The organism is Blastococcus sp. SYSU DS0973 (assembly GCF_054051055.1).
This window is the reverse complement of record NZ_JBJHAN010000005.1, coordinates 69684-81412: the sequence shown is the minus strand read 5'-3', so window position 1 is coordinate 81412 and position 11729 is coordinate 69684. Positions and strand designations below refer to the sequence as shown.

Here is an 11729-nt window from a genome sequence, read left to right as displayed (position 1 = left end):
ATCACCAAGGCTCAGGCTGTGCTCGGCTACGCGCGCGTGCTGCTGGAACACGGCGTCGAGGACGTGCCTCCGCGAACCATGCCCTGGCATCGCCGCCGCTGCTCGCGTCGATCAAGAATGGCATGCGCCGTGTCCGTGGTGAGGGCCGTTACGGCATCCGCCGCGGCTACTGCCGGATGCTGTGCGGCGACGACGGCCGGATCAAGCCGGACCGGATGGTCCTCCGGTGGCTCGCGCCCCACGGCGTGCGCGACCCGGAGGTCGCCCAGCAACTGCTGATCGACGTCGCGGAGGTGATCAGTCGCGAAGGCGCGGCGAAGGTGACCCCTGGGAAGTCGACCCCGCGATCTGGTCGGCGGCACGAGGTGACCACGTCCGATGACGTCGCGGGCATCGTCGGATGGGTTCCCACACGCCGATGCGGCGCGGGGCAGTTGGGGCTGCTGAGCCCGGTGGTCGAGCAATTGCTCCTTTTCGGTGACGGAGACGTCCGCATCTCCAGGATCGTCGGCACGAGATGGCAGCGTCTCGGAAGACGGCCACGAATTGGTCGGTTCAGACGTGCGCGGGGGAACCACATGCATCATCTGGTGTCGGCGAGCGTGGCCTCCGGGCTCCGCGGCAGTCTCGAGGGACGCTTCGCGTGACCGCTGTCGTCGTGCCATCGGCTGAGAGCCGGTCGGCGCACCCCGAGCACCTGCTCGAGCAGGCCTACGTCACGCGCGCGTACGAGCTGCTCGACAAGGGCCTCGCCAGCGTCGAGCAGACCTACCAGAGCTACGGAGAGGGCAACCGGGCGACGGCAGCAGCCCTGCGGCGCGCGCTCGAGGTCCTGCGCAACAGCCGTGGGTCGGGTCAGCTCGTCTTCGGTCGGGTCGACCAGCACGGGGAGCCGCTCTACATCGGTCGCCGGCGAGTCCACGACGAGTCGAAGAATCTGGTCGTCGCCAGCTGGCACGCGCCCGCAGCGCAGGTCTTCTACGAGGCCACCGCGCAGGACCCGTGCGGGCTCCAGCTCAAGCGCGTGTTCAGCGAGCAGGATCGTGTGCTGTCGCGAGTTGTCGACGAGATCACCGCCGCTGCCGCCACAGACCTCAGCGACGAGGACCTGGACGGCCCCACTCCGATCAGCGACGCGCTCCTGTCCGAGCTCGACCGATCCCGCGACGGCGCGATGCGCGAGGTGGTCGCCACCATCCAGGCCGAGCAGTTCCGCATCATCAGAGCGGGCAGGGACCAGGTCCTCGTCGTCCAGGGCGGCCCGGGGACGGGGAAGACCGTCGTCGGCCTCCACCGCGCGGCGTGGCTCGCGTTCAACGACGAAGCTCTCCGTCGGGCAGGGATCCTGGTCGTCGCGCCGAGCACGGCGTTCTTGGCCTACATGAGTGGCGTCCTGCCCTCGCTGGATGCCTCCGACATCCTGCAGGTCGACCTCTCGTCCTTGTACGCGGGAGAGGCCACACCCGCAGCACTCGACGCACCCGAGGTCGCACGAGTCAAGGGCAGTGCGGCGATGGCTGTGGTCCTGCGGCGGGCGCTGCTGGCCCGACGTGGCTGGGGCGACGAAGACCTCGAGCTCTCCCTCGGGGGCGGGCGGGCGATCGTGCCGGCGGCACGGATCCGCGCCCTGCTGGACGACGTCGGTCGACGGGAGCTGCCGCACAACCAGGCGCGCGATGTGCTCCGGCAGGCGCTGTCCGCTGCGGCCTTCGCCGCGTACACGGAGGCGCAGGCTGGTGCAGGCCGAGCGGTCATCGCCACGGAGCCGGCCATCCGTCGCCTGTCGACGTTCACGAACGCCCTCGACCGGATGTGGCCCACCTTCACCGCGGAGGAACTGCTCCGGAGTCTCTACGGGACGCAGTCATGGCTCGTGGACGCCTCCGCCGGGGTGCTGTCGGCCGATGAACGCGCCGGCCTCTTCCGCGAGGCGCGGGCGAGCATCGCCGACGAGCCGTGGACCGTGGACGACCTGTTCTGCCTGGACGAGCTGTCCTTCCTCCTGAACGGCGAGGTCCGCACCTACGGGCACGTGGTCGTCGACGAGGCGCAGGACCTGTCCCCGATGCAGGCGCGAGCGCTGGCCCGCCGGTGCCCCGACGGTTCATTCACCGTGCTGGGCGACCTGGCGCAGGCGACCGGCCCGTGGGTGCGCGACGACTGGACCGAGCTGACCGACCACCTCTCCGCTGGTGCCGCCAGCGTAGAGACACTGACCATCGGCTACCGCGTGCCGGGCGAGGTGCTGGGACTTGCTTCCCGGCTGCTCCCTCTCATCTCACCCGGTCTGACGGCCCCCCGGTCGGTCCGCGCCGGAGCGGGGGCTCCCACCGTGCACCTCGACGCGATCGAGCCGGGGGAGGAGCGTGCACTCGAGCTGGCACAGCAGGACGTCGAGAGCGGCATGACCACGGCCATCGTGGTGCCAGACAAGTCCTACGGCGGTCTGCTCGCGTCCTATCGGCAGGTCGACGATTCGATCGGTGACGGGGGCAGTGGCGACTTCGGCCAGCCGCTGACCGTCGTCCCTGCCTCGGTGGTGAAGGGACTCGAGTTCGACTCCGTCGTCCTTCTGCACCCCACCGAGCTATCCCGCTCTTTCGTCGACGGACAGCGACAGCTCTACGTGGCGATGACGCGGTGCACCCAGGTGCTCCGCCTCGTCGACGCCGAGGAGCTTCCCGAGGGGCTCGGCCACCTCGTACCGCCACGGCCGGTCGTGGCGATGGCTGCGTCCGCGGAGGAAGCCATCGCCGACCTGGAGGTCGCCGACGGAAAGTGCCCCGCCCAGCCGGACGGCGATTCCTTGATCGAACTCATCGCGCAGCTGGACCAGGACGACCGGCGCCTGGTCGAGGACCTCGTGCGCCGGCTCCTGCAGGGAGGCATCCGTGACACGCTCTTCTGATCGCCCGGAGGCCGAGAACGTGAGTCTCGGCCTCCCGGATGCCCTGGACCGGAAGCTGCGTCGGCAGATCGCGGAGTGGCGCGCAGCGCTCGTCGCCGTCGACGGTCGGCAACGGCTCATCTACTTCAAGCACGTCCAGACGGCGTCGCTGGAGATCACCGCACCAGGGCTCGACGGCTTGCTCGGCGTGGTGGCGGCGGGCAAGGCCGTCGTCACGACCGACCAGGCCGACGACCTCGACGACGACCGAGGGCGGCTCGCCTCGCTGCGGAGCGATCGGCCGCGGATCGAGGTCGGCAACAAGACGCCCGAGAAGCTCCCCAATGCCCTGCGGCGACTCGACCAGGTCAGCCAGAGCACCTACGCCGACCGAGGCTTCTGGAGCTTGTACGTCGGGGCGGGGTTCCTCAGCTGGCTCGATCCTGACGAGAAGCGGGTCGAGAGCCCCCTGCTCCTGGTGCCGGTGCAGCTGCACCGCGAGGGCGACGCCAGCGCGTGGTCACTGGCATCCACCGAGGACGACGTCGTCCTCAACCCGGCGCTCCAGCTCCTCATGGAGCAGAACTACGGTCTCGCGCTGCCGACTCCAGACGCCGACGGTGTCGTCGTCCGCGACTACCTCGCCCAGGTAGCCGCGGTGGTCGGAGGACAGCAAGGGTGGACCGTCGTCGAACGAGCGGTGCTGACCAACTTCAGCTTCCACAAGGAGGCGATCTTCCGGGACCTGCTCAACCACGAGCAGCAGGTCCTCGAGCACCCGATGGTGCAGCTGCTGGCCCTTGGCCCGGACTCGCCCACTGGGGAGCAGTTCGACTTCCAGCCCGTCCACCAGGACGACGTCGACCGGGTCGTGCCGCCCGAGCAGCTGATGAGCATCCTCGACGCCGACAGCAGCCAGCGCCGCTGCATCCTCGCTGCACGCGACGGGCGCAGCTTCGTCATGGACGGCCCTCCGGGTACGGGCAAGAGCCAGACCATCGCCAACATCATCGTCGAGCTGATGGCCTCCGCTCGCTCCGTGCTCTTCGTCAGCGAGAAGGCCGCCGCCCTCGACGTCGTCCGCAACCGGCTCGCGGAGAAGCAGCTCAGCCCCTTCCTGCTGCAGCTGCACAGCCACGCGGCGACGCGCAAGCAGGTCGCCGCGGAGCTGCACCGCGCCCTCACGCAGTCCCCGCGCGCTGCTGCTCGTTTCACCGACGTCGAGCTCTCGGCCCTGACCCAGGACAGGCTGCAGCTGAGCGACTATGCCGAGGCGATGAACGAGGTGCGCAAGATCCTCGGGCGCAGCCTCTTCGAGGTCCTCGGCCGCGTCGCACACCTGGAGCCGTACCGCCACGTCGCGGTCCCCGTGTCCGCGAGCTGGGCGGACCTGTCCGACGGCACCTTCGCCGCCATCCTCGACCGGTCAGCCCGGCTGACACGGGCCTGGGAGTCGGTGCTGCAGGGCGACGACTTCCTCTGGCGCGACCTCGACGTGGCGTCCATCGGGCGGCTCGACGTCGACGGCATGCGGCGATCGACGCAGCTCGCGCGGGATGCCGTCGCCGCGCTCAGGAGCCGTTGTTCGGCGGTCGACGCGGACCTCGGCATGTCCTTCGGCAACCGCGACCGAGACGTCGAGCGACGTCACCAGGTCCTCGCGCTCGTGGAATCCCGTCCGGACGGCGCGCTGGTCTCGTGGCTTTCCGCCGGTGACACGCACTTCGCCGCCGTCCACGATCGCGCGGCGGAGCTGAAGGCTCAGGTCGCCGAGTACCAGGACGTCACCTCACGGCTGCTCCGAGAGGCCGGTCCGCGTCACGCCGAGCTGGACAGCGACCGCACCGACGACGTCCAGACCCTGCTCGATCCGGCAGATACGGGCTGGGTCCCTGGCGGGACCACGACCGCCACCCAGTCGCGGCAGCTGGTCCAGTGGCTCGGCGAACTGCCGCAGCGGCTGGTCGAGGTCCTCGGAATGACGCAGCGCTTGGGCGGCGCGCTCGGTTTCGGTGCGGAGAACCCGACCTTGGCCGTCGCCCGGCGCCTCGCCGACCTGGCCGTCCTCGGAGAGGTCACGGCACGGCCGCTGGCACCGTGGTTCAACCCCAGCCTCCATGCCGCGCTCCAGGAGTCCGAGCGAGTCCTGGGCGCGCTCGTCGGAGCCATGCAGGGCCGCCGAGCAGCACTCGAAGGCGTGTTCACCCCGAAGGCGCTCGACCTCGAGCTGGCGGCCCTGGATCACCGGTTCCGAGAAGTGCACACGGGGCTGCGTCGTTGGTCCGGTCAGGCGCGTGCCGATCGCAAGCAGCTCAAGGCCGTTACCGTCTCGGGCAAGGTCACCCCCGACGTCCTCTCGCTCCTCGGGGAGGCGGCCGAGTGGCAGCGGGCGGAGCACGCCCTGGACCAGGGCGAGATCGATCACGCGTCCCGGCTGGGCTCCTACTACCGCCGCGGTGACACCGACTTCGGTCGGTTGGCGACGGCGATCGAAATTGCTCGCAAGGCCGTTCGCCTGGCCGGCGATGACCTGGACATGCGCGCGCTCTCCAGCCAGTTGTCCGTCGACGGCGATCCCGACCCGATGCTCACCACCGTGGGCGCCCGGCTGCAGACCCTCACCGGCCAGCTGCACACGGAGATCGAGCAGCAGCTCGGTGCATTCGGGTCGGGTGCGTTGGACATGCCGCTGCACCAGCTCGCGGAGTGGTGCGCTCGTGCGGCCGCCACGTTGGCGGTCGGTGTCGAAGCGGCCGAGCACGTCGCTGCCGTGACCGGTCGAGACGTCACCGTGCGGGAGTCGCAGGATCTCCTCCGGATCGCCCGTCGCCGGGACGATGCGGGCGCCCGCATCTTCGAGACCTACGAAGACGACCAGGAGAAGCTGGGGCCGGCTTACCGGGGCCTCGACACCTCGTGGGCCGACCTGGAGGGGGCGTTCGCATGGGCTGGCGGCGTCCGCGAGCAGCTCGGCGGTGCGGTCGCCCCGGTCGTCGCCGAGAAGGTCGTCTCCCCGAGCTTGACGTCCGCCGACCTCACCGCGCTGGTCGATCGCTGGTCGGCCGCAGCCCGTGAGGTTCGCCGTCTCTTCCTCGACGGTCGATCGCGGGAACTGGGGGAGGCCTTCGCGATGGACCTCGAGGACGCCGAGCACCTCCTCGACGAGATGACCGAGCGCGCCGCCACCGACATCGAGGACTGGGTCGAGTACACGCGGCTCACCGAGTGGTTCGGCGATCACGGCCTCGCCGGCGTGCTGGACGAGCTGGTGACCGCCGTCGCTCCTGCTGCTGATGTCGCCCCGGTCATCGAGCGGGCGACGCTGATGGCCTGGGTGGAAGCGACCGTGCGCATCGACGATCGGCTCGAGCGCTACCGCGCGGCGGACCGCGATGCCCTTGTGGAGGACTTCCGGGCGCTCGACAGCCGACAGGTCGACGACCGCTACGCCGGTGTGGTCTCCCAGTGCGCAGCTCGGAGGCCGAGCTCGAACGGGAGCAGGGCCGCGCAGATCATCACCCGCGAAGCGGTGAAGAAGGCCCGGCACAAGCCGATCAGGCAGTTGCTCGCGGAGACCGCCTCGCTCGTCCAGGACCTCAAGCCCTGCTTCATGATGAGCCCGCTGGCGGTGTCCCAGTTCCTGCCGGCGGACATGCGCTTCGACGTCGTCATCTTCGACGAGGCTTCCCAGGTCCTCCCGTGGGATGCGGTCAACTGCATCTACCGAGGAGATGCGCTCATCGTCGCGGGTGACGAGAAGCAGTTGGAGCCGACGGCCTTCTTCACGGCGTCCACGGACAGCGAGGACCTCACCGAGGACGACGACGAAGCGACGGATTCGTTCGAGTCCCTCCTCCTGCTCGCGAAGGCATCCGGTGGACTGCCCAACCTGCCGCTTCTCTGGCACTACCGGAGCCAGCACGAATCGCTGATCAGTTACTCGAACCACCGAATCTACGACGGGGAGCTGCACTCGTTCCCCGGCGCGACGTTCGAGGCGCCGGACCTGGGTGTGGAGAGCTTCGTCGTCGACGGCGTCTACAACCGGGGGACGACTCGCGACAACGCCATCGAGGCGGAGTTCGTCGTCGACCGGGTGCTGCACCACGCGACCTTGCATCCCCACCTGTCCATCGGGGTGGTGGCGTTCAGCTCGACACAGGTCGAAGCGGTGTTCGCGGCCATGGAACGCCGTTCGGTCGACGAACCCGTCCTTCGGCGGTTGCTGAGCGATCACGACCGACTCGACGGGTTCTTCATCAAGAGCTTGGAGAGCGTCCAGGGCGACGAGCGCGACGTCGTCATCTTCACGATCGGCTACGGGCCCGACGAGCACGGCAAGATGACCATGAACTTCGGACCGCTGAACCGGAAGCGAGGATGGCGGCGTCTTAACGTGGCCGTCACCCGCGCCCGCCGGCGGGTCGAGGTGGTCTCGTCCTTCCGAGCTGGACGCATCACCACAGACGAGTTCCCAGTGCCGACCGACGAGCAGAACGGCGTTCCGCACCTCAAGGCATACCTCGACTTCGCCGCCCGTGGCCTCCCGGCGCTGGCCGTTGACGCCCGAGAGGGCATCACAGCCCCCGAGACCCCCTTCGAGGAGGACGTGCTCGACGTCGTCCGCGGCATGGGCTACGCCGTCGATCCGCAGGTCGGGAGCGCGGGATACCGCATCGACATGGCCGTACGTCACCCGGAGCGCGAGGGCGAGTACGTGCTCGCCATCGAGTGCGACGGCGCCATGTACCACTCGGCCAAGGCGGCCCGGGACCGCGACCGGCTCCGTCAGCAGGTGCTCGAAGGTCTCGGTTGGCGGATGCACCGCATCTGGGGGCTGAGCTGGGTCCGGGACCGGCGCGGCCAGACGGAGCGGCTCCGTGCTGCCATCGAGGCGGCTGTCCGCGGCGACACCTCTCCCGCTCCGCGGGCGTCCGAGGAGCCGGCTCCCGAGGTGCTGTTCGACGAGGTCGACTTCGACGCCAAGCCCGACTGGGCGGTGGCGTACCCGGCGCCATCCGAGTACGGCCGCCGACCCGCCGAGCGGACGTGGGCGACGCCGGGGTCGAAGGATGCACTCCCTGCTATCCGGACCTACCTCGAACGTGTTCTCCGGGAGGAGGCACCCCTGCACCACGGTCGTCTGCTGGAACGCTTCCGCGGCGACTGGGGGGTGGGACGAGCTGGTGCCGCGATCCAGCAGAACATCGACCTCATGCTGTTGAAGGTGACGGTCGACGGCCGGCGGGTCCTCCGGGACACGGCTGGCTTCCTCTCGCTCTCCGGTGCCGAGATGACGCAGGTGCGGGTGCCGGCGGTGGACGAGGGGGTCCGCAAGGTCGGTTGGATCCCGCCGGCCGAGCTGGACCTCGCCGTGCTGCTGCTGGTGCGTGATGCGCGAGCGATGGAGGTCGCCGACCTGTCGACTGCGGTCGCTCGGCTCTTCGGCTGGCGCAGGCAGGGATCGGACATCCAGGCTGCCGTCTCGGCAGCCATCTCTCGGCTCCAGCAGTCCGGCTCGCTGGTCAACGAGGACGGTGAGCTGCGGCTGGGTGACCGCGTCCTGCCGACCATCAACACGGCCGCAACGCCTTCGCCCAGGACTCCTGCTGTAGAACCAGAGACGCTGTTCGACGAGGAACTCGCTCAGCCGGCCCGAGCAGCCACACTGCTTGAGGCCGCCGATCGGCTCCGTGAGGAGCGGGGTGATGCGGGCGAAGGGCCTCCAGCTGCATCGGTCGGGAGAGCACCCGATCGCCCGTCGAAGCGTCTCCTCAAGTTATTCGACGATCGCATCCGCGCTGACTTGGCCTACGTGCGCACGGCTTGCGGTTACGAGCCCGCACACTTCACCAGCCGCGTGCTGGCAGCGGGCGCACGCCAAGCGGTGAAGGAGCTGGTGGCCGACGAGGAGGCGCGCTTCAACTGGCGACGGTTGGCCAAGAGCTCGCTGCTCCACAAGAGCCCGGCGGCCAGCGTGCTCGATCAGAGATTCGCGGGCATGTTCTCGGACCGCGAGCGGGCTGCTGCCAGGCAGAAGCTCGAGGCTTTCGAGCCGATGACGGATGAAGTGGCGGCAATCCTGCGGGAGGCGGAGCTGGGCTGAAAACCGCCGGAGGCTTAGGGGCTGAGGGAGTCTCGCGAGCTCCGAGGGCGACCCGCTACGTGACGTGCGTCATACGATGCGGTGGCCTCGTCGCCACGAGCGGCGTGTTCACACAGCAGGGAGTCGCGGATGAGCAATCTGAACCACGAACGTCCCCTGTTCAGGGTGATGGACGCTGGGGGAGGAGAGCGGGTCCGCACGATCAAGGAGGAGCTCGACATCGCGCGTGCCGGCGCGGCGGTGGACCAGGATGGCCGTCGGGTAGTGCCGCGGTGCGAAATGTGTGGTTCTACGAAGGTGTCGAGTCGGCGGCTGCGTTGCGCACAGTGCGTCTCGGATACAGAGAAGGTTCGGGAGGCGCGTTCGCGTCCAGCCGCGGGCGCGAGCTCCCGAGGCGATCCCGGGTCAATGGTTCGGCGTCGATTCCAAATTTGCCCGGAGTGTCACACAGAAGTGCCGACGTCAGGAGTCTGTGGCTTCTGCTGGTGACAGCCGGCCTCACCTGCAGGCGATGAGGCGATCATCGATTGCCGGCAAGAACTGTTGCCCGTACCGGCGGACGTCGGCGGCGATGCAGAGCCCGTCGTCCATCTCGTCAGTCGCCGTTGGGAGCAGAGCGTGGAGCGGCTCGTCGGCGCAACGGTCACCTACTCGCGCTTTACCGACTGTTGCCTGGGCGAGTCATCGCCCCTCCCGGCTTGTACGTCCATATGGTGCCGCCAAAGGTCGGGGGTCCTTCGAGTAGCGGCGAAGGTCCCGAGCCACCCGGCGCCGGGCGCTGCCCGGAAGCGAGAGGGGCTCTGCCCGCAACGTGTGTGTCCTCCGGTGTCGGGCGGGGCCCCTCGTCTCGTCGAAGACTGCGCTTGAGTGCGCAGGCTCGTTTACCTACGCTGCCTCCTGAGGCGCTGCAGGGCTGTCGTAAGCTTTCGTTCCACAGGCCCAGATGCGGCCAGCGTCCGGCGACGTGCGCCGTCGCCTCCCCGACCGACATCCCCTTCTCGCGCACCAGCCAGCCGCGCAGCACCAGCCCCGTCCGGGAGGCGCCGCCGTGGCAGTGCACCAGCAGCCGGTGTCCCTCGTCCCGTAGTGCGGCCATGTCGTCCAGGACGTCGGCGAGCATGACGTCGAGGTCGGCGTTGTGCTCGTTGTCGGCGATGTAGGCCATCCGGTGCACCGGGTGCGGGAACGGCTCGCCCAGCCGGCACAGCGAGATGACGGCGAAGTCGTCGTCGCTGTACCGGGCGCCGTCGAGGTTGCCGGCCCAGATGCCGGGCAGCACCTCGGTCGGGCCGATCCGCGGGATCACGCCCGGGTCGTAGTTCCGCTGCACCCCGCCGTCGAGGGCCGCCGCCAGCTGCTGCAGATCGGACAGGCGCCACACCTTGTCGCCGTGCCCGGGCACCTGGCCGTGCACCACCGAGGCCCACCGGCTCGGGATGCCGCCCATCCCGTACACGGCCCCGGCCAGCCCGCCGGCCACGCACGCGACCGTGTCGGTATCGCCTCCCAGGTCGATGACCAGCCGCAGCACCTCGGCGAAGTCACGCCCGTTCCGCAGCGCCCACACCGCCTGGCCGAGCGTCGGCCACACCGCGCCGTTGGACTCGGTCGCGTCCGTCGGAGTCCACGAAGGCGCCAGCACGGTCGCCCACCGTTCGCGGTGCTCGGGCGCCACGGCCTCCAGGGCGGAGGGGATTGCCGCGAGCGGGTCGCTGCCGTCCAGCGCCACCCGCATCAGCTCGTGGAAGATCGCGCAGCCCTCGCCGGCCGACGGGTCGCCGTGGGTCAGCGCCGAGATCCGCCGGGCGGCGATGGATGCACTCGAACGGGCACTGGCGCGCGCCGCCGGCGCTCAGTGATCGCTGGGTCGTCCGGCGGACACGGAGGCGTGGTGCTGGTACCCCGGCCGCCATCGTTCACCCTGCTGATCGGGGCCGGCGGCGGCGTTGGGATGTCGCTGCGGCCCACTATGAGACACCTCGTCGGCGAGAAGCAGCCGGTCCGGTGGGCAACCTGATCGCGACCTCTCGGCTGAGCGGCGTTACCGGGTCGTCGGGACAGCTGCTTCCGGGCCGTAGCCGTGTGCAACAACGAAGGCCGCGATCGAGCCGTACTTCTCACGGATCACCGCTGTTTCGGCGACACGGTCGTGCGTCTGCACGAAGAATCGGCCTGGCTTCGTAGCGCCGCCGCATCCGCAGAAGCAGGAACCGGTAGGCGTCAGGTCAGTCATGGCAAGACGCTCTCACGCGAGCGGACAGTCCCGCCGCCGCCGTTTGCAGCGGGCGGTCTGCCGACAGGGCCGAGGCTCCTGAGTCGAGTCTGAACGAGCGGCCGGAACCAGGACGGGACTCCGGCCGCAGCGACGTCCCTCAGCCGGCCGGAATGGAGGGCGGCGCGCGTCTGGTGGCCTATGTCCGGCGGCTCGGCCTCCGCCCACGCCCACGCGGGGAATCGGTCGAAGACATCCGCGTCGTCGAGGTTCACCCGCTCGACAAGCGAGGTGGCCACGAGCACCGCCATCTGGGTGTCGTCGGCGAACGCGCCGGGTTCCCCGGTCCAATGCGCCGCCCGGGGAGAATGTGAGCGGACTGGTGGGGGGGACGCCGGGCAGAGGCAGATGTGTCCTGCCTGAAGAACTCGGCGTCCGGTTCGGCTGAGGTGTCGGTATGGCATGTCACGCTGCCGGGACGATCCATCCGAGCCGGCCACGGGGGCAGAGGCATGACCACGTCC

The 11729-nt window shown here is 69.6% G+C and carries 5 protein-coding genes; 3 read left to right on the top strand and 2 right to left on the bottom strand.

The window, feature by feature from the left end; all coding sequences use genetic code 11:
* The first annotated feature begins 122 nt into the window (after positions 1-122).
* Genes ACI791_RS10615 through ACI791_RS10605 form a run of 3 tightly spaced genes read left to right on the top strand, consistent with a single transcriptional unit; the run spans position 123 to position 8993 of the window.
* Positions 123-647, top strand: a complete 525-nt coding sequence (locus tag ACI791_RS10615; RefSeq protein WP_456586016.1) for a hypothetical protein — start codon at positions 123-125, stop codon at positions 645-647.
* Positions 644-2908: a HelD family protein gene (locus ACI791_RS10610; RefSeq protein WP_456586015.1), complete on the top strand. Its 2265-nt coding sequence runs from the start codon at positions 644-646 to the stop codon at positions 2906-2908. Before ACI791_RS10615 ends, ACI791_RS10610 begins: the two co-directional genes overlap by 4 nt.
* Positions 2892-8993, top strand: coding sequence for a DUF4011 domain-containing protein (locus ACI791_RS10605; RefSeq protein ID WP_456586014.1), 6102 nt, complete (start codon positions 2892-2894; stop codon positions 8991-8993). The genes ACI791_RS10610 and ACI791_RS10605 overlap by 17 nt, the downstream gene beginning before the upstream one ends.
* A gap of 658 nt (positions 8994-9651) precedes the next feature.
* Here the strand turns inward: ACI791_RS10605 and ACI791_RS10600 are convergent.
* Both ACI791_RS10600 and ACI791_RS10595 read right to left on the bottom strand, forming a co-directional pair.
* On the bottom strand, positions 9652-10782 hold the full coding sequence (locus ACI791_RS10600) for an ADP-ribosylglycohydrolase family protein (RefSeq protein WP_456586164.1): 1131 nt from the start codon (positions 10780-10782) through the stop codon (positions 9652-9654).
* 440 nt (positions 10783-11222) lie between these two features.
* A complete protein-coding gene (locus tag ACI791_RS10595) occupies positions 11223-11516 on the bottom strand; it encodes a hypothetical protein (RefSeq protein ID WP_456586013.1) in 294 nt (97 codons plus the stop codon).
* Positions 11517-11729 lie beyond the last annotated feature (213 nt).

Bases quoted from the DNA above. Each gene is read 5' to 3' on its own strand.
- ACI791_RS10595 (WP_456586013.1), bottom strand. From the start codon at position 11,516: ATGGCGGTGCTCGTGGCCACCTCGCTTGTCGAGCGGGTGAACCTCGAC.
- ACI791_RS10615 (WP_456586016.1), top strand. From the start codon at position 123: ATGCGCCGTGTCCGTGGTGAGGGCCGTTACGGCATCCGCCGCGGCTAC.